The organism is Rhizobacter sp. OV335, assembly GCF_900142965.1.
Lineage (GTDB): Bacteria > Pseudomonadota > Gammaproteobacteria > Burkholderiales > Burkholderiaceae_C > Rhizobacter.
The window spans coordinates 1-18,347 of sequence record NZ_FRCQ01000026.1 but is presented as its reverse complement, the minus strand read 5'-3'; the positions used below and the strand labels follow the sequence as shown (position 1 = coordinate 18,347).

The following is an 18,347-nucleotide window of genomic DNA, read 5'->3' as shown; positions in this document are numbered from 1 at the left end:
GCTCAGCGCGCCGGCGGCGTCATCTCTGCCCGCGCCTTCAACGCCGCATCGCGCGACGCGCAGCCTTCGCGGTGGTCATTGACCAGCCCCATCGCCTGCATGAACGCATAGACGGTGGTCGGCCCGACGAAGCTCCAGCCGCGCTTCTTCAGATCCTTCGACATCGCGATCGCCTCCGCCGAGGTCGTCATCGCGATCAGTGCCTCGTGCGTCAGCTTCTTCGGCCGCGAGTGCGCCGCCGGCTCGTGGCCCCAGGCATACGCGGCAAGCGAGCCGAACTCGGCGCGCATCTCCAGCACCCGCTGCGCATTGTTGATCGTCGATTCGATCTTGCCGCGGTGGCGCACGATGCCGGCGTCGCCCAGCAGCCGCTCGACGTCTTTCGCGGTGAAACGCGCCACCTGCTCGGCCTCGAAGTTCGCAAAACCGGCGCGAAAAGACTCGCGCTTGTTCAGGATCGTCAGCCAGCTCAGCCCGGCCTGGAAACCCTCGAGGCAGATCTTCTCGAACAGTCGCCGATCGTCGGTGACCGGGAAGCCCCATTCATGGTCGTGGTAGTGCTGGTAGCCGGGCGTCGCGCGGCACCAGTGGCAGCGGGGCACGCCGTCATCGGCGATGAACAGGCCGCGGCGTTCGGCCGCCTGGTGGTGTGCTGGGGTCGTCATGGGAATCGGGGCTGGGGGTCAGAGGGTTCCGGCACAGCCCGGCGCGCCGCAGCGGCACGCGAGCCGGCCCAGGTGGTGCGAGCGGCCGTAGCCGACGGTCAGTTCCTCGCCGGGGTCGATGTCGCGCAAGGCATGGAACGCGACCCGGCCCTGTTGCAGCTTCAGCACCATGTTCGGCCGGCAGGAGTGGTTCGCGAAGCGCAGCGCGTCGGTCGACGCCGAGGCATCGATCGCGCGCCGCTCGGACACCTCGACAATCATGATGCGGGCCACGCCACGCGCGCGCCGACGGGCCTCGGCCACGCTGATCGGCTCGCCGCGCAGCTCGCCGATCTTGCGGCGCGCGGGGATGGCCTCGGCCGCGAACACGCCCTGGCCGTCGATGGCGCTCGGGCCCACGGTCAGCGCGAACTTCTGGGGGTCGGCCGGGATGCCGCGAGGGCGGGGCAGCACGTTTGCGGGTTCAGGGGCGGCGAGTGTGCGCAGCTGGGGCATGGTGGGATTGTCGCAAGCAATCCAATCTCCGTTCGCCCTGAGCTTGTCGAAGGGTCGGGCTGAGCCTGTCGAAGCCTTGTGCGATGCGAGCAGGCCCTTCGACAGGCTCAGGGCGAACGGAACTCGTCGCGCAGCAGCCCGTGCAGTTCGACGTCGTAGGTCGCGCCCTTGCCGACCCAGCGCTGGCGCAGCAGCCCCTCGCGCGTGAAGCCGAGCGATTGCAGCAAGCGCACCGACGCCCGGTTCAGCGGATTGACCTCGGCTTCCAGGCGGCGCACGCCCATCGATCCGAACGCGACGCCGACCAGCGCGCCGACCGCCTCGCGCGCCAAGCCACGGCCCCAGTGCGCGCGGCCCAGCACGTAGCCGAGTTCGGCGCGGGCGCTGCCCTCGTTGAAGTTGAACAGCAGGCCGGCGCCGATCACCGTCGCGTCGTCGCGCGACAGGATCACGAACTGCACCGCGTTGCCGGTCGCCTGGATGCCGGCGATGCGTTGGTACCAGGCGGTGGCGTCGTCGATCGAGCGCCAGGTCGCGTACGGCAGGAACTGCGTCACCGTGTCGTCGCCGTTGACGGCCATCAGGCCGGGCAGGTCGGCTTCGGTGATCTGCCGCACCACCAGGCGCGGTGTTTCGATCGGGGCAGGGGCGGTCAGTGGCATGCGCGCGATTCTGTCCCAGCCGACTGCCGAAAGCCTCTCGACTCTGGAAGTGAAGGGCGTTGCTGCCGCTTATCGCGGGCTTGCGGACGGGGTGCGGCGGCTACGCTTCATCCCATCGCTGCACCACTTGTCCGACACCGCCCCGACACCATGAACCGCTCGACCGCCCCGCAAGCCCTGACCATCCAGTTCCGTCCGCTGCCGTCCAACGACGCCATCGAATGGGAAGAGATGCCGAAGCTGGCCGTCCGTCGCACCGGTGAAGATCACGAGGGCGGCGCGGCGTGGAAGAACACGATGCCGGCCAGCCTGATGGACACCATCGCGCCGCCGAAGCCGTTCCGCGAAGCGCTCGACGGCCTGTCGATGCGCGAAGTCGACGAGCCGGAAATCTTCCAGCACTTCTTCGGGAAGTAGGACGGCTCAGCCTTCCCAGGCTGTCGCAGGGCGTCCGGAAACGTCAACCTCCACCGAGAACAGCGCGCCCGCCAACGGCTGCGCCGCCAGCTGCTCGTCACTCAACTCGAAGCGCGCGCTGGTGATGAACAGCGTGCGCAGCTGCGGCCCGCCGAACGCCACGTTGGTGATGTGGCTGGTCGGCAGCGCGATGCGCAGCAGTTCCTTCGCGCTGACCGGATCGTGGCAGGTCACGCAGGCCGCGCCCCAGTGCGCGATCCACAAGCGCCCGTCGGCGTCGGTCGTCATGCCGTCGGGGTGGCCGTCGCCCTTCGCGAAGCGCAGCCACAGCCGCTGGTTCGAGATCGTCCCGGTGGCGGTGTCGAAGTCGAACGCATGGATGCGCTGCTCGGCCGTCTCGTTGAAATACATCGTGCGCCCGTCGAGCGACCAGGTCGGCCCGTTGGTCACCGCGAAGTGCGCATCGAACACCTTCTCGCAGTGCCGCTTCGCGTCGAAGCGGTACAGCGAGCCGGTCGGCTCCTTGCAGCCGAAGTCCATCGTGCCGCCCCAGAAGCGGCCCTGCAGGTCGCACTTGCCGTCGTTGAAGCGGTTGCCCGGCAGGTGTGCCTCGGGATCGAGCAGCTTCTGGACCCGCCCGGTGTCGGTGTCGAACAGCGCGAAGCCGCTGCGCAGCGTCACCAGCAGGCCGGGTGCTTCGGCGCGCTCGGCCAGCGCCGAGATCTCCTCGTCGAACGACCACTGCTCGCGGGACTCGGTGGCCGGGTGGTAGCGGTACAGCGTCCTGCCGAGGATGTCGACCCAGTACAGCGCCTGGCGCCGCGCCGACCACAGCGTGCCCTCGCCGAGCGTGGCGCCCGCGGGCCATAGCACGCGGGGTTCGGACAACAGCTTCGGCACGAGGGCAGGCGAGGGCAAGGTCATCGACTAGTGGGAATCGCGGGGCACTTCGGCACCGCTGCCGCCGACCAGGAAGTCGAGGTCGGCGCCCAGGTGGGCCTGCTGCACGTGCTCGACGTACAGCTTGTACCAGCCGCGCTTCGGCGGTTCGGGCGGCTGCCATTTTGCGCGGCGCGCGGCCAGCTCTTCGTCCGACACCTCCAGGTGCAGCCGGCGCTCGTGCACGTCGAGTTCGATCATGTCGCCGTCGCGCACCAGCGCCAGCGGGCCGCCGGCCGCCGCTTCCGGCGAGGTGTGCAGCACAACGGTGCCGTACGCGGTGCCGCTCATGCGCGCATCCGAGATGCGGACCATGTCGGTGATGCCCTTCTGCAGCACCTTCGGCGGCAGCGGCATGTTGCCGACCTCGGCCATGCCGGGGTAGCCCTTCGGGCCGCAGTTCTTCAGCACCATCACGCAGTTCTCGTCGATGTCCAGCTCGGGATCGTCGATGCGCGCGTGGAAGTCCTCGATGGTCTCGAACACCACCGCGCGGCCGCGGTGCTTCAGCAGATGCGCCGACGCGGCCGACGGCTTGATCACCGCGCCGTTCGGCGCCAGGTTGCCCTTCACCACCGCGATGCCGGCCGACGCCATGAACGGCTCGGCGGGCGTCATGATGACCTCGCGGTTGTAGCAGGGGATGTTGGCGATGTTCTCGCCCAGCGTCTTGCCGTTGGCGGTCAGCGCGCCGGTGTGCAGCTTGTCGGTGATCTGCGTCAGCACCGCCGGCAGGCCGCCGGCATAGTAGAAGTCCTCCATCAGGAACTTGCCCGAGGGCTGCAGGTTCACCAGGCAGGGCACGTCGGCACCGAGCTTGTCCCAGTCGTCCAGGTCGAGCTTGACGCCGATGCGCCCGGCGATCGCCATCAGGTGGATCACCGCGTTGGTCGAGCCGCCGATCGCGGCGTTGGTGCGCACCGCGTTCTCGAAGGCCTCGCGCGTCAGGATCTTCGACATGCGCAGGTCTTCCTTGACCATCTCGACGATACGCCGGCCGGTCAGCTGCGCGAGCCGGTTGCGCCGCGTGTCGGCCGCGGGGATCGCCGCGTTCTCCGGCAGCGACATGCCGAGCGCCTCGACCATGCTGGCCATCGTCGACGCGGTGCCCATCGTCATGCAGCTGCCCTTGGAGCGGTGCATGCACGATTCGGCGGCGGTGAACTCGTCCATCGTCATCTCGCCGGCGCGCACCATCTCGCTCATCTGCCACACGCCGGTGCCCGAGCCGATGTCCTTGCCGCGGAACTTGCCGTTCAGCATCGGCCCGCCCGACAGGCCGATGGTCGGCAGGTCGCAGCTGGCCGCGCCCATCATCAGCGACGGCGTGGTCTTGTCGCAGCCCATCAGCAGCACGACGCCGTCGATCGGGTTGCCGCGGATCGATTCCTCGACGTCCATGCTCGCGAGGTTGCGGAACAGCATCGCGGTCGGGCGCAGCTGCGTTTCGCCGAGCGACATCACCGGGAACTCGAGCGGGAAGCCGCCGGCCTCGTAGACGCCGCGCTTGACGAATTCGGCCAGCTCGCGGAAGTGCCCGTTGCAGGGCGTCAGCTCGCTCCAGGTGTTGCAGATGCCGATGATCGGGCGGCCGTCGAGCAGGTCGTGCGGGTAGCCCTGGTTCTTCAGCCAGCTGCGGTGCACGAAGCCGTCGCGGTCCTGCTTGCCGAACCAGGCTTGGCTGCGCCGCTTCGGCGGAGCGGGCGGTTTCTTCGAATCCATGGGGTCTGTTGTCTCCGGAGGGCGGGTCTCGTCGGTTGTCGTACGAGGCTCTTGACGCGGCGGATCGTATCAAGGCACATTGATAATAGAAAAATAATTAAATTCGCTTCTCACATACCCGAATTGCAATAGATCAAGGACAAACCCCCATGGCAAGTGCCACGACAAGCACTCTGGCGACCTTCCCCAGCCTGCGCGGACGCCGCGTTTTCATCACCGGCGGAGGCACCGGCATCGGTGCGGCCATCGTCAGCGCATTCGCTGAGCAGGGCGCGCAGGTGGCGTTCGTCGATGTCGCCGAGGCGGCCAGCCGCGAGCTGGTGCAGCAGGTCGAGGCGGCCGGGCATCCGGCGCCGTGGTTCCGGCCCTGCGACGTGCGCGACGTGCCGGCGCTGCAGAAGACGATCGCCGAGGCCGAAGCGGCGCTCGGCGACTTCGCGGTGCTGGTCAACAACGTGGCCAGCGACGACCGCCACACGCTGGAGTCGGTGACGCCGGAGTACTACGACCAGCGCATGTCGATCAACGAGCGGCCGGCGTTCTTCGCGATCCAGGCGGTGGTGCCGGGGATGAAGCGGCTGGGCTTCGGCTCGGTGATCAATTTCGGCTCGACCGGCTGGCAGACCAAGGACGGCGCCTACCCCTGCTACGCGATCGCGAAGTCGGCGGTGAACGGGCTGACGCGCGGGCTGGCCAAGCCGCTGGGCGAGCACCGGATCCGCGTCAACACGGTGTCGCCGGGCTGGGTGATGACGGAGCGGCAGGTGAAGCTGTGGTTCACCGCCGAGAGCGAGCAGGTGCTGAAGCGCAACCAGTGCCTGCCGGACAAGCTGCAGCCCGGGGACGTGGCGCGGATGGTGCTGTTCCTGGCAGCGGACGACAGCGCGATGTGCACCGCGCAGGAGTTCAAGGTCGACGCCGGCTGGTCCTGATCACGCCTCGGCGCCGAGGTCGAACTTGGCGCCGTAGACGGTGACCGCCGTCGTCTTCAACGCCTTCAGCATCACCTTCGCCGCCGGCGACAGCAGCCGGTCGGTGCGGGTGATGATGCCGAACGCATCCATCTGGCAGGGCAGCGCGATCGGCAGCATCGACACGATGCCGTGCGCCGCGTAGTAGCGCGCCACGTCGGTCGCCACCACCGCGATCATGTCGCTCTGTTGCAGCATCTTCGTCATGAACAGCAGCGCCGAGGTCTCGATCACGTTCATCGGTGCCTCCAGCCCGTCTTCCTGGAACATCAGGTCGAAGCGGTGCCGCAGCACGCTGCCGCTGGGCGACACGATCCAGCCGGCGCTCACCACGTCGCGCAGCCCCAGGTGCGCCACCGACAGCAGCGGGTGCCCCGGCCGCGTGATCGCGCACACCGGCTCCTCGGTCAGCGTCTCGTAGCGCAAATCGGTCTTGTCGTGCTGTGCGAACAGCCGCGCCACCAGCATGTCGAGCTTGCCCTGCGCCAGCCGCTCGAGCAGCACGTCGCTGGTCTCGATCTGCACGCCGATGCGCAGGCTGGGGTGCGACTGCTTCACCAGCGCCACCGCCGGCGGCAGCAGCACCAGCCCGGGCGCGGTGATCGCGCCGACGCTGACCTGCCCGAAACGCCCGGCCTTGATCGCCTCCAGCTCGTCGTGCGCCTGGTTCAGGCTGCTGAGCGCAACCCGCGCGTGGCGGATCATCGTCTCGCCGTACCAGGTGGGCCGCATGCCGCGCGGCAGCCGCTCGAACAGCGGCACCTCGAGCACGTCCTCCAGGTCCTTCAGCAGCTTCGACGCGGCCGGCTGCGTCATGTTGAGCACCTGGGCCGCGCGGTGGATGTTGCCCTCTTCGTCGAGCGCCACCAGCAGCAACAGCTGCCTCGTCTTCAGGCGGGCGCGGATGAACCAGTGGGTGTAGTTCGTCATGCGAGGGCGCTGTCTCAATGGGCGCCTTCGAGGACGCCACTAGGGTTTTTATCGATGCCGGATCGTATATGTGTTTTCGGCAAATAACTATTAGAAAGTTATAGCTCACCTCATTAGGATGCGGCACCTTCACCCGAGCCTCGCTCGCCAGACCGGGAACCGACTGCCCCATGAGACTGATCCAGTTCCTCGCCGACAACGGCACGCAGCATGTGGGTTGCGTCGCGGACGACGGCCGTTCGGTCCGCGCGGTCGGCGGTTTCGTCAGCAGCTATGAACTGGCGCTGGCGGCGATCGCGCGCCGGGTGTCGGTCGACGTGCTGGCGCAGCCGGCCCTCAGCGGCGAGGCGCTGCCCTATGACGCCCTGCTGCGCGAGCAGCGCGTGCTGACACCGCTGGCGCACCCCGATGTCGCGCACTGCCTCGTCACCGGCACCGGCCTGACGCACACCGGCAGCGCGTCGGCGCGCGACGCGATGCACCAGAAGCTGTCGGCCGGCGAGGAATCGCTGTCGGATTCGATGCGCATCTTCAAGTGGGGCATGGACGGCGGCCGCCCGGCCGACGGCCAGCCGGGCGTGCAGCCCGAGTGGTTCTACAAGGGCAACGGCAGCATCGTCGCGGCGCCCGGCGCGCCGCTCGCGATGCCCGATTTCGCCCTCGACGGCGGCGAGGAGCCCGAGCTGGTCGGCCTGTACGTGATCGGCCCCGATGGCCAGCCGTACCGCCTGGGCTACGCGATCGGCAACGAATTCTCCGACCACGTCACCGAGCGCCAGAACTACCTCTACCTGGCCCATTCGAAGCTGCGCGTGTGCGCGATCGGTCCCGAGCTGCGCAGCGGCGCGTTGCCGGCGCACCTCGAAGGCACGAGCCGCATCCGGCGCGGCAACGAGATCCGCTGGGAGAAGCCCTTCCTGACCGGCGAGGCCAACATGTGCCATTCGCTGGCCAACCTCGAATACCACCACTTCAAGTACGCGGCGCACCGCCAGCCGGGCGACGTGCACCTGCACTTCTTCGGCACCGCGACGCTCAGCTTCAGCGACAACCTCCGCGTCGAGCCGGGCGACCGCTTCGAGATCGACCTGCCGGCGCTCGGCGCGCCGCTCGTGAACCCGCTCGCACTGGTCGACCGCGGCTTCGCGATCGGCGGCGTGCGCGCCCTCTAACCCGGTGCGAGCCATGGCGCAAAGCTACAAGAACTACATCAACGGCCGCTGGGAGACCGGTGTCACGACCGGCATGAGCAGCAACCCGTCCGACCTGGACGAGGTGGTGGCCGAGTACGCCCGCGCCGACGGCAACCAGGCCGAGGTCGCGATCCGCGCCGCGGCCGATGCCGCGCCGGCCTGGGGCCTGAGCACGCCGCAGCGCCGTGCCGATGCGCTCGACCAGATCGGCAGCGAGATCCTCGCCCGCAAGGACGAACTCGGCCAGCTGCTGGCGCGCGAGGAAGGCAAGACCCTGCCCGAGGCGATCGGCGAGGCCGCGCGCGCCGGCAACATCTTCAAGTTCTTCGCCGGCGAGGCGCTGCGCGCGGCCGGCGAGCACCTGCCGTCGGTGCGGCCGGGCGTCGAGGTCGACATCACGCGCGAACCGGTCGGCGTGGTCGGCATCATCGCGCCGTGGAATTTCCCGCTCGCGATTCCCGCATGGAAGATCGCGCCGGCGCTGGCCTACGGCAACAGCGTCGTCTTCAAGCCGGCCGAGCTGGTGCCGGCCTGCGCCGCCGCGCTGGCCGAGATCATCAGCCGCGCCGGGCTGCCGGCGGGCGTGTTCAACCTGGTGATGGGCAGCGGCCGCCAAGTGGGCCAGGCGATGGTCGACAGCCCGCTCGTCGACGCGATCAGCTTCACCGGCTCGGTGGGCACCGGCGAGCAGATCCTGAAGGCCGCCACCGCACGACGCGCCAAGGTGCAGCTCGAGATGGGCGGGAAAAACCCGCTGGTGGTGTTGGCCGACGCCGACCTCGACCAGGCTGTCGAATGCGCGGTGCAGGGCGCCTTCTTCTCGACCGGCCAGCGCTGCACCGCGTCCAGCCGGATCATCGTCGACGCGACGGTGCACGACCGCTTCGTCACGAAGATGCGCCAGCGCACGCTCGCGCTGAAGGTCGGCCATGCGCTGGAGCGCGGCATCGACATCGGCCCGGTGGTCGACCGCAGCCAGCTCGACACCAACCTCAGCTATCTGGAGATCGCGCGCAACGAAGGCGCCGAACTCGTCACCGGCGGCGAGCTGCTGCAGCGCGCGACGCGCGGGCACTTCATGGCGCCGGCGCTGCTGCTCGCGCAGCCGCAGCACCGCGTGGCGCGCGAGGAAATCTTCGGGCCGGTCGCCTGCGTGCTGAAGGCCGACGGCTTCGAGCATGCCGTCGCGCTCGCCAACGACACGCCGTTCGGCCTGTGCGCCGGCGTCGTCACCCAATCGCTGAAGCTGTCGACCCAGTTCAAGCGGCAGGCCAAGGTCGGCATGGTGATGGTCAACCTGCCGACCGCCGGCGTCGACTACCACGTGCCGTTCGGCGGCCGCAAGGGGTCGAGCCATGGCCCGCGCGAGCAGGGCCGCTACGCCGCAGAGTTCTACACCACGGTCAAGACGGCGTACACGCTGGCTTGAAGACAGAGGAGTTCCACCCACGCCTGAGCTTCACCGCCCTAGCGCTTTGATGCGGCACCTACAAAGCCGCGCGTTTTTCATGCCACCCACCAAGAGGAGACAACCGTGAAATTCCAAAGACGTACCCTGTTCGCAGCGATGGCTGCGGCATCCCTGGCCGCGGCCCTGCCGTTCAAGGCCTTCGCGCAGAAGAAGATCGTGCTCGGCTTCAGCCAGATCGGCGCCGAGAGCGAATGGCGCACCGCCAACAGCGAATCGATCAAGTCGTCCGCGAAGGAAGCCGGCATCGACCTGAAGTTCTCCGACGCGCAGCAGAAGCAGGAGAACCAGATCAAGGCCATCCGCAGCTTCATCGCGCAGAAGGTCGACGTGATCGCGTTCTCGCCGGTGGTCGAATCGGGCTGGGGCACGGTGCTGCGCGAGGCCAAGGCCGCCAAGATCCCGGTGATCCTGTCGGACCGCGCGGTCGACGAGAAGGACGACAGCCTGTGGGTCGCCTTCATGGGCTCCGACTTCGTCGAGGAAGGCCGCCGCGCCGGCCGCTGGCTGGTCGAGAAGATGAAGGGCGTGCAGAGCGACGTGAACATCGTCGAACTGCAGGGCACCGTCGGCTCCGCCCCGGCGATCGACCGCAAGAAGGGCTTCGAGGAAATCATCAAGGCCGATCCGAAGTTCAAGATCATCCGCTCGCAGACCGGCGACTTCACCCGTGCCAAGGGCAAGGAAGTGATGGAAGCCTTCCTGAAGGCCGAGGGCAAGAAGATCAATGTGCTTTACGCGCACAACGACGACATGGCCATCGGCGCGATCCAGGCGATCGAGGAAGCCGGCCTGAAGCCCGCGAAGGACATCGTGATCATCTCGATCGACGCCGTGAAGGGCGCCTTCGAGGCCATGATCGCCGGCAAGCTGAACGTGACGGTCGAATGCAGCCCGCTGCTCGGCCCGCAGCTGATGCAGGCCGCCAAGGACCTGGTGGCCGGCAAGACCATCCCGAAGCGCATCGTGACGCAGGAAGGCGTCTTCCCGATGGAAGTCGCTGCCAAGGAATTCCCCAATCGCAAGTATTGAGCGATGGGGTGAGACTGGGCTTCGCAGTGAACCGCGAAGCCTGCCGGAGCAGGCCGCGCTCCGGCCGCCGCCCAGTGGAGCGGCGATGACGAACCCCCCATGAATGGAGACAGAGAAGTGAAAACCATCCGTACGATCCTGGCCACGCTGGCCACTTTTGCAGCCGTGGCCATTGCGCCTTTGGCCGTCCACGCGCAGGACAAGGGTCCGATCGCGATCTCGATGCCGACGAAATCGTCCGCACGCTGGATCGCCGACGGCGCCAACATGGTCAAGTACCTCCAGGAAAAGGGCTACAAGACCGACCTGCAGTACGCCGAGGACGACATCCCGAACCAGCTGGCGCAGATCGAGAACATGATCACCAAGGGCGCCAAGGTGCTGGTGATCGCCGCGATCGACGGCACGACCCTCACCGACGTGCTGCAGAAGGCCGCCGACAAGGGCGTCAAGGTCATCGCCTACGACCGCCTGATCCGCGGCTCGAAGAACGTCGACTACTACGCCACCTTCGACAACTTCCAGGTCGGCGTGCTGCAAGCCAGCTACATCGAGCAGAAGCTGGGCCTGAAGAGCGGCAAGGGTCCGTTCAACATCGAGCTGTTCGGCGGCTCGGCCGACGACAACAACGCGTTCTTCTTCTACAACGGCGCGATGTCGGTGCTCGATCCGTACATCAAGAGCGGCAAGCTCGTGGTGCGCAGCAAGCAGGTCGGCATGGACAAGGTCGCCACGCTGCGCTGGGACGGCGCCGTCGCCCAGGCCCGCATGGACAACCTGCTGAGCGCCTACTACTCGGGCGCCCACGTCGACGCCGTGCTGTCGCCGTACGACGGCCTGTCGATCGGCATCATCTCGTCGCTGAAGGGCGTCGGCTACGGCACGCCGAAGTCGCCGATGCCGGTCATCACCGGCCAGGACGCCGAAGTGCAGTCGGTCAAGTCGATCCAGAAGGGCGAGCAGACCTCGACCATCTTCAAGGACACGCGTGAACTGGCCAAGGTCACGGTCGGCATGGTCGACGCGGCGCTGTCGGGCAAGAAGCCCGAGATCAACGACACCAAGACCTACAACAACGGCGTGAAGGTGGTGCCGTCGTACCTGCTGAAGCCGGTCAGCGTCGACGCGAGCAACTGGAAACAGGTGCTGGTCGGCAGCGGCTACTACACCGAAGCGCAACTGAAGTAACCGTCACTTGGCGCGGCGTGGGTTCTGCGCTTGATGCGCAGAACCCTTTTTTGCAGTCGGAACGATCCAGAGGACCAAGGATGGAAGCCATCCTGGAGATGCGCGGCATCACCAAGAAATTCCACGGCGTGACCGCCCTGAACGACGTCAACCTCGTCGTGCGCCAGGGCGAGATCCATGCGGTGGTCGGCGAGAACGGCGCCGGCAAGTCGACGCTGATGAAGGTGCTCAGCGGGGTGTACCCGCACGACTCCTACACCGGCGAGATCCACTACCAGGGCAAGCTGCGCAAGTTCGCCGGCATCTCCGACAGCGAGAAGCTCGGCATCATCATCATCCACCAGGAGCTCGCGCTGGTGCCGCTGCTGTCGATCGCCGAGAACATCTTCCTCGGCAACGAGCGCGCGAAGCTGGGTGTGATCGACTGGTTCGAGTCGCACCGGCGCACGCACGAGCTGCTGGAGAAGGTCGGGCTGAAGGAATCGCCGTCGACGCTGATCACCAACCTGGGGGTCGGCAAGCAGCAGCTGATCGAGATCGCGAAGGCCTTGTCGAAAGAGGTCAAGCTCTTGATCCTCGACGAGCCGACCGCGAGCCTGAACGAGAGCGACAGCAATGCGCTGCTCGAGCTGCTGCTCGAACTGAAGGCACAGGGCATCTCGGCGATCCTGATCTCGCACAAGCTGAACGAGGTCTCGAAGGTCGCCGATTCGATCACCGTGCTGCGCGACGGCGGCACTGTCGAGACGATGGACTGCCGGGCCGAGGCGATCAGCGAAGACCGGATCATCCGCAACATGGTCGGCCGCGAGATGGCCGACCGCTACCCGAAGCGCACGCCGCAGATCGGCGACACCGTGTTCGAGGTGCGCGACTGGAAGGTGCACCACCAGGTGCATGCCGACCGGCTGGTCGTGAAGGGCGTGAACCTGAATGTCAAGCGCGGCGAGATCGTCGGCATCGCCGGCCTGATGGGCGCCGGGCGCACCGAGCTCGCGATGAGCGTGTTCGGCCGCTCCTACGGCCAGCGCATCAGCGGCGAAGTGCGCATGCACGGCGAGGTGATCGACGTGTCGACGGTGCAGAAGGCGATTGCCCACCGCATCGCCTACGTCACCGAGGACCGCAAGGGCCTCGGCCTGGTGCTGGCCGAGGACATCAAGAAGAACACCACGCTCGCGAACCTGCCGGCGGTGTCGCGCCTCGGCGTGATCGACGACGGGCGCGAGTTCAACGTGGCGAGCGATTTCCGGCGCCGGCTGAACACGCGCTCATCGAGCGTGTACCAGCCGGTGGTCAACCTGTCGGGTGGCAACCAGCAGAAGGTGGTGCTGAGCAAGTGGCTGTTCTCGCAGCCGGAGCTGCTGATCCTCGACGAGCCGACGCGCGGCATCGACGTCGGCGCCAAGTACGAGATCTACACCATCATCGACGCGCTGGCGGCCGAGGGCAAATGCATCCTGATGATCTCGTCGGAGATGCCCGAGCTGCTGGGCATGTGCGACCGCATCTACGTGATGAACGAAGGCCGCTTCGTCGGCGAATTCCCGGCGGCCGAGGCGTCGCAGGAACGGATCATGCGCGCCATCATGCGGGCCGGCTCGCACGACGGCATGGACGCGCCACCGAAGCTGGACACTGAACACGGCCCCCTGGCCGGAGAGACGAAACATGGCAACTGACATCGCCGCGGCGGCCCCCGTGCCGCCCAAGGAGTACCGCGGCTTCCTGAAGAACAACGTGCGCGAGTACGGCATGCTGCTGTCGCTGGTCGCGATCATGGGGCTGTTCCAGTACCTGACCGACGGCACGCTGCTGAAGCCGCTGAACCTGACGAACCTGGTGCTGCAGAACAGCTACATCGTCATCATGGCGCTGGGCATGCTGCTGGTGATCGTGGCCGGGCACATCGACCTGTCGGTCGGCTCGGTGGCCGGCTTCATCGGCGCGCTGGCCGCGGTGATGATGGTGAACCACGAGATCCACTGGGTCTGGACCATCCTCGGCTGCATGCTGGTGGGCGGCATGATCGGCGCCGCGCAGGGCTGGTTCGTCGCGTACTTCCGGATCCCGTCGTTCATCGTCACGCTGGCCGGCATGCTGGTGTTCAAGGGCCTCGCGCTCGCGCTGCTGCAGGGCCAGTCGGTCGGGCCGTTCCCGGTCGAGTTCCAGCGCCTGAGCTCGGGCTTCATCCCCGACCTGTTCGCCGGTGCGGAGTTGCGGCTGACCTCGCTGCTGCTGGGCGTGATCACGGTGCTGGTGATGGTGGTGCTGAAGGTGCGCGGGCGCATCGCGCAGACCCGCCACGGCATGGAAGAAGAGCCGTACCCGTTCTTCCTCGCGAAAACGGCGGCGTTCGCCGCGGTGATCCTGTTCTTCAGCTACCTGCTGGCGTCGTACCGCGGTCTGCCGAACGTGCTGATCATCATGGTGCTGCTGATGGTGGCCTACGACTTCGTCACGCGGCGCAGCACGATCGGGCGGCGCATCTATGCGCTCGGCGGCAACGAGAAGGCGGCCAAGCTGTCGGGCATCAAGACCGAGCGGCTGTCGTTCTACACCTTCGTCAACATGGGCGTGCTGGCGGCGCTGGCCGGGCTGGTGTTCGCGGCGCGGCTGAACACCGCGACGCCGAAGGCCGGCGTCGGCTTCGAGCTGGACGTGATCGCGGCCTGCTTCATCGGCGGGGCCTCGGCCTCGGGCGGCGTCGGCAAGGTGATGGGCGCGGTGATCGGCGCGTTCGTGATGGGCGTGATGAACAACGGCATGTCGATCATGGGCATCGGCATCGACTACCAGCAGGTCATCAAGGGCCTCGTGTTGCTGGCCGCCGTGTTCCTCGACGTCTACAACAAGAACAAGGCCTGACATGAGCGCCACGTCGCCGGTGCTGGAGCTTCGCGGCGTCAGCAAGCAGTTCCTCGGCGTGCGCGCGCTGACGAACGTCGGCCTGCGCCTGTTCCCCGGCGAGGTGCATGCGCTGATGGGCCAGAACGGCGCCGGCAAGTCGACGCTGATCAAGGTGCTGACCGGCGTGCATGCGGCCGATGCCGGCGAGTTCACGCTGGCCGGCGCGCCGATCCGCCCGACCACGCCGCAGCAGGCGCAGCAGCTGGGCATCAGCACCGTCTACCAGGAGGTGAACCTCTGCACCAACCTGTCGGTGGCCGAGAACATCTTCGCCGGCCGCTACCCGCGCAAGGGCGCGCGCGGCGGCTGGCGCATCGACTGGGCGCGCATGAACGTGCAGGCGCGCGAGCTGCTGACGCGGCTGAACCTCGACATCGACGTGACGCGCGGCCTGGCCACCTACTCGGTGGCAGTGCAGCAGATGGTGTCGATCGCCCGCGCGCTGAGCGTCGAGGCGAAGGTGCTGATCCTCGACGAGCCGACCTCCAGCCTGGATGAAGACGAGGTCAAGCGCTTGTTCGGCGTGCTGCGCCAGCTGCGTGGCGAGGGCCTCGCGATCCTGTTCGTGACCCACTTCCTCGAGCAGGTCTACGCGATCTCCGACCGCATCACGGTGCTGCGCAACGGCGAGTTCGTCTGCGAGAAGCCGGCCGCCGAGCTGAACGCGCCGGCCTTGATCACCGCGATGATCGGCCGCGAGCTGGCCAGCCAGTCGGGTGCCGCGCCGAGCGCGCGCCCGCACGACGGCCAACCGCTGCTGCGCGCCCAGGGCCTCGGCCAGCAGGGCCAACTGCAGCCGGTCGACCTCGACCTGTACCCCGGCGAGGTGCTGGGCCTGGGCGGGCTGCTCGGCTCCGGCCGCACCGAACTCGCGCGGCTGCTGTTCGGCCTGGCCGCGAACGACCAGGGCACGTTGCAGGTCGACGGCCAGCCGGTGCAGCTGCACAGCCCGGCCGACGCGGTGCGCCACGGCATCGGCCTGTGCCCCGAAGACCGCAAGACCGACGGCATCGTCGCCGAGCTGTCGGTGCGCGAGAACATCGCGCTCGCGCTGCAGGCCCGCCACGGCCTCGCGAAGACGCTGTCGCGCGAGCAGCAGGCCGAGATGGCCGAGCGCTTCGTGAAGGCGCTGGGCATCAAGACCGCGAGCATCGAGACGCCGATCGGCCTGTTGTCGGGCGGCAACCAGCAGAAGGCGATGCTCGCGCGCTGGCTCGCGACCGAGCCGCGGCTGCTGATCCTCGACGAACCGACGCGCGGTATCGACGTCGCGGCCAAGCAGGAGATCATGGACGAGATCCTGCGACTCGCGCAGCAAGGCATGTCGGTGCTGTTCATCTCGTCGGAGATGAGCGAGGTCGTGCGCGTCTCGCACCGCATCGCGGTGCTGCGCGATCGCCGCAAGGTTGCCGAGCTGCCGGCCGGCAGCAGCGAGCAGGCGGTCTACCACGTGATCGCGGCGCAGGCATGAGCGCACTCTTCAAACACCGCCTCGCGTGGCCGCTGGTCACGCTGCTGCTGCTGCTGACGCTGAACGCCGCGTTCAACAGCAGCTTCCTGCACCTCGAATGGCGCGACGGCCACCTGTATGGCAGCCTGGTCGACATCCTGAACCGCGCGGCGCCGCTGATGCTGGTGTCGCTCGGCATGACGCTGGTGATCGCGACGCGCGGCATCGACATCTCGGTCGGCGCGGTGGTGGCCATCGCCGCGGCCATCGCGGCCTGGATGATCGGCGGCTCGCTGGTCATCGTCGACGGCGTGGCCACGCATGCGAGCCGCTTCCCGATGTGGGCGGCGATCGCCGGCGCGCTCGGCGTCGCGCTGGTGTGCGGGCTGTGGAACGGCGTGCTGGTCGCGCGCGTCGGCATGCAGCCGATCATCGCGACGCTGATCCTGATGGTGGCCGGCCGCGGCATCGCGCAGCTGATCACCGGCGGGCAGATCATCACGATCTACTACGGGCCGTACTTCTTCCTCGGCAGCGGCTACCTGCTCGGGTTGCCGTTCTCGCTGTTCATCGCGGCGGCGGTGTTCGTGCTGCTGTGGTGGGTGACGACGCGCACCGCGCTCGGCCTGTTCATCCAGGCGGTCGGCGTGAACCCGTCGGCCGCGCGCGTGGCCGGCGTGCGGGCGCGCCGCATCACGGTGTGGGTGTACGCCTTCTGCGGGCTGTGTGCCGGCGCGGCCGGGTTGATCGTCAGCTCGAACGTCAAGAGCGCCGACGGCAACAACGCCGGCCAGCTGATGGAGCTGGACGCGATCCTCGCGGTGACGCTGGGCGGCACCGCGCTGACCGGCGGCCGCTTCAGCCTGGCCGGCAGCGTGATCGGCGCACTGATCATCCAGACGCTGACCTACGCGATCTACTCGCTGGGCGTGCCGCCCGAGGTGAACCTGGTCGTCAAGGCCGGCGTGGTGTTCGCGGTGATGCTGCTGCAGTCGCCGGAATTCCGGCAGAGCCTGCGGGCGCTGGTGCAGCGGCCCGTGCCGGGAGCGAAGGCATGAACACGCACGTGCAACCGATGGGCTCCAGCACAGCCCCCGCACTGGCGAAGCGCCTGCGCCTCGACCCGAAGTTCATCCCGCTGGCGGCGACGGTGTCGCTGTTCCTCGTGATGGCGATCCTCGGCTCGGTGCTCTACACCGGCTTCTTCTCGGCCCAGGTGTTCCTGAACCTGCTGATCGACAACGCCTTCCTGTGCATCGTCGCGGTCGGCATGACCTTCGTGATCCTGTCGGGCGGCATCGACCTGTCGGTGGGCTCGGTGATCGCGCTGACGACGATGGTGTCGGCCTCGCTGGTCGAGAAGCACGGCTGGAGCCCGGCCGTGGTGCTCCCGCTGGTGCTGCTGATGGGCACCGGCTTCGGCGCGCTGCAGGGCGTGCTGATCCAGCGCTTCCGGCTGCAGCCCTTCATCGTGACGCTGGCCGGCATGTTCCTCGCGCGCGGGCTGTGCTACCTGATCAGCATCGATTCGGTCAGCATCACGAACCCGTTCTACACCGAGGTCTCGCAGCTGCGCGTGCCGCTGTGGGAGGGCGCCGAGCTGTCGGTCAGCGCGATCATCGCGCTCGCCGTCGTGGTGCTGGCGGTGTTCGTCGCGCACTACACGCAGTTCGGCCGCACGGTGTACGCGATCGGCGGCAACGAGCATTCGGCGGTGCTGATGGGCCTGCCGGTGCGCAGCACGCTGGTCGGCGTCTACACCGTCAGCGGTTTCTGCTCGGCGCTGGCCGGCGTGGTGTTCACCTTCTACATGCTGTCGGGCTACGGCCTGCACGCGGTCGGGCTGGAGCTGGACGCGATCGCGGCGGTCGTGATCGGCGGCACCTTGCTCACCGGCGGCGTCGGCTATGTGCTGGGCACGCTGTTCGGCGTGCTGATGCTCGGGATCATCCAGACGCTGATCATGTTCGACGGCAGCCTGAGTTCGTGGTGGACCCGCATCGTGATCGGCGGGCTGCTGTTCGTGTTCTGCCTGCTGCAACGCGTTTTCGAATCGGGCCGCAAGCGCGGCTGACGCACCCCGTTCCCTCTGCAGGGCTCCCCCAGGTCCTGTGTTCTACCTGTGCATCCAAAAACCAAGGAGACTTCCGTGAAGACATTCCCCCACCGCCAGACCGTGCTCGCCCTGGCTGCCGCCGCAGCCAGCGTGCTGGGCGCCACCTCTGCACAAGCCGTCGATTGGGGCGGTTATTTCCGAACGGGCCCGGGCGCGACGTCGAAAGACTCGTCGCGGGCGTGCTACGGG

17 protein-coding genes are annotated in these 18,347 nt (G+C 67.7%); 11 read left to right on the top strand and 6 right to left on the bottom strand.

The features are described 5' to 3' along the window. Positions 1-2 precede the first annotated feature (2 nt). The 3 genes from BUE42_RS23460 to BUE42_RS23450 all read right to left on the bottom strand — a co-directional run bounded on the left by BUE42_RS23460 (position 3) and on the right by BUE42_RS23450 (position 1,822). Complete coding sequence (locus BUE42_RS23460) at positions 3-665, bottom strand: DNA-3-methyladenine glycosylase I (RefSeq protein WP_073467714.1); 663 nt, start codon at positions 663-665, stop codon at positions 3-5. An 18-nt stretch (positions 666-683) separates the two neighbouring features. Then, a complete protein-coding gene (locus BUE42_RS23455) occupies positions 684-1,160 on the bottom strand; it encodes an SET domain-containing protein (protein WP_083614458.1) in 477 nt (158 codons plus the stop codon). A 107-nt stretch (positions 1,161-1,267) separates the two neighbouring features. Continuing rightward, positions 1,268-1,822, bottom strand: a complete 555-nt coding sequence (locus BUE42_RS23450) for a GNAT family N-acetyltransferase (protein WP_073467713.1) — start codon at positions 1,820-1,822, stop codon at positions 1,268-1,270. A gap of 150 nt (positions 1,823-1,972) precedes the next feature. Here BUE42_RS23450 and BUE42_RS23445 point away from each other — a divergent pair, with 150 nt between their 5' ends. Next, a complete protein-coding gene (locus BUE42_RS23445) occupies positions 1,973-2,239 on the top strand; it encodes a hypothetical protein (RefSeq protein ID WP_073467712.1) in 267 nt (88 codons plus the stop codon). Between the two features lie 6 nt (positions 2,240-2,245). Here BUE42_RS23445 and BUE42_RS23440 read toward each other — a convergent pair whose 3' ends face one another. Together BUE42_RS23440 and BUE42_RS23435 are read right to left on the bottom strand one after the other, a co-directional pair. Continuing rightward, entirely contained in the window at positions 2,246-3,157 is a 912-nt protein-coding gene (locus tag BUE42_RS23440; protein ID WP_369822994.1) for an SMP-30/gluconolactonase/LRE family protein, read from the bottom strand. Positions 3,158-3,166: 9 nt separating this feature from the next. After that, the gene (locus BUE42_RS23435; RefSeq protein WP_073467710.1) at positions 3,167-4,900 is read right to left on the bottom strand and encodes an IlvD/Edd family dehydratase; all 1,734 of its coding nucleotides are present in this window, start codon (positions 4,898-4,900) and stop codon (positions 3,167-3,169) included. Positions 4,901-5,049: 149 nt separating this feature from the next. Between BUE42_RS23435 and BUE42_RS23430 the strand changes: the two genes are divergently transcribed. Beyond that, positions 5,050-5,832 (top strand): SDR family NAD(P)-dependent oxidoreductase, encoded by a 783-nt coding sequence (locus BUE42_RS23430; RefSeq protein ID WP_073467709.1) that lies wholly within the window; start codon positions 5,050-5,052, stop codon positions 5,830-5,832. Here BUE42_RS23430 and BUE42_RS23425 read toward each other — a convergent pair whose 3' ends face one another. Beyond that, on the bottom strand, positions 5,833-6,801 hold the full coding sequence (locus BUE42_RS23425; RefSeq protein WP_073467708.1) for a LysR family transcriptional regulator: 969 nt from the start codon (positions 6,799-6,801) through the stop codon (positions 5,833-5,835). A 170-nt stretch (positions 6,802-6,971) separates the two neighbouring features. Here BUE42_RS23425 and araD1 point away from each other — a divergent pair, with 170 nt between their 5' ends. The 9 genes from araD1 to yjfF all read left to right on the top strand — a co-directional run bounded on the left by araD1 (position 6,972) and on the right by yjfF (position 18,116). Then, on the top strand, positions 6,972-7,973 hold the full coding sequence (gene araD1 / locus BUE42_RS23420) for an AraD1 family protein (protein WP_073467707.1): 1,002 nt from the start codon (positions 6,972-6,974) through the stop codon (positions 7,971-7,973). Between the two features lie 13 nt (positions 7,974-7,986). Next, a complete protein-coding gene (locus BUE42_RS23415; RefSeq protein ID WP_073467706.1) occupies positions 7,987-9,423 on the top strand; it encodes an aldehyde dehydrogenase family protein in 1,437 nt (478 codons plus the stop codon). A gap of 105 nt (positions 9,424-9,528) precedes the next feature. Further along, a complete protein-coding gene (locus BUE42_RS23410; protein WP_143171708.1) occupies positions 9,529-10,494 on the top strand; it encodes an ABC transporter substrate-binding protein in 966 nt (321 codons plus the stop codon). 126 nt (positions 10,495-10,620) lie between these two features. Next, positions 10,621-11,682, top strand: coding sequence for a multiple monosaccharide ABC transporter substrate-binding protein (gene chvE, locus BUE42_RS23405; protein WP_369822996.1), 1,062 nt, complete (start codon positions 10,621-10,623; stop codon positions 11,680-11,682). A gap of 80 nt (positions 11,683-11,762) precedes the next feature. Next, positions 11,763-13,364 carry a multiple monosaccharide ABC transporter ATP-binding protein gene (gene mmsA, locus BUE42_RS23400; protein WP_083614455.1) on the top strand — a complete coding sequence of 534 codons (1,602 nt, stop codon included), beginning with the start codon at positions 11,763-11,765 and terminating at the stop codon, positions 13,362-13,364. Continuing rightward, positions 13,354-14,550, top strand: a complete 1,197-nt coding sequence (gene mmsB, locus BUE42_RS23395) for a multiple monosaccharide ABC transporter permease (RefSeq protein WP_073467703.1) — start codon at positions 13,354-13,356, stop codon at positions 14,548-14,550. The genes mmsA and mmsB overlap by 11 nt, the downstream gene beginning before the upstream one ends. A gap of 1 nt (position 14,551) precedes the next feature. Then, positions 14,552-16,063, top strand: coding sequence for a sugar ABC transporter ATP-binding protein (locus BUE42_RS23390; RefSeq protein ID WP_073467702.1), 1,512 nt, complete (start codon positions 14,552-14,554; stop codon positions 16,061-16,063). Beyond that, the gene (locus BUE42_RS23385) at positions 16,060-17,100 is read left to right on the top strand and encodes an ABC transporter permease (protein WP_073467701.1); all 1,041 of its coding nucleotides are present in this window, start codon (positions 16,060-16,062) and stop codon (positions 17,098-17,100) included. The genes BUE42_RS23390 and BUE42_RS23385 overlap by 4 nt, the downstream gene beginning before the upstream one ends. Beyond that, on the top strand, positions 17,097-18,116 hold the full coding sequence (gene yjfF / locus BUE42_RS23380; RefSeq protein WP_073467700.1) for a galactofuranose ABC transporter, permease protein YjfF: 1,020 nt from the start codon (positions 17,097-17,099) through the stop codon (positions 18,114-18,116). Before BUE42_RS23385 ends, yjfF begins: the two co-directional genes overlap by 4 nt. Positions 18,117-18,347: the final 231 nt, after the last annotated feature.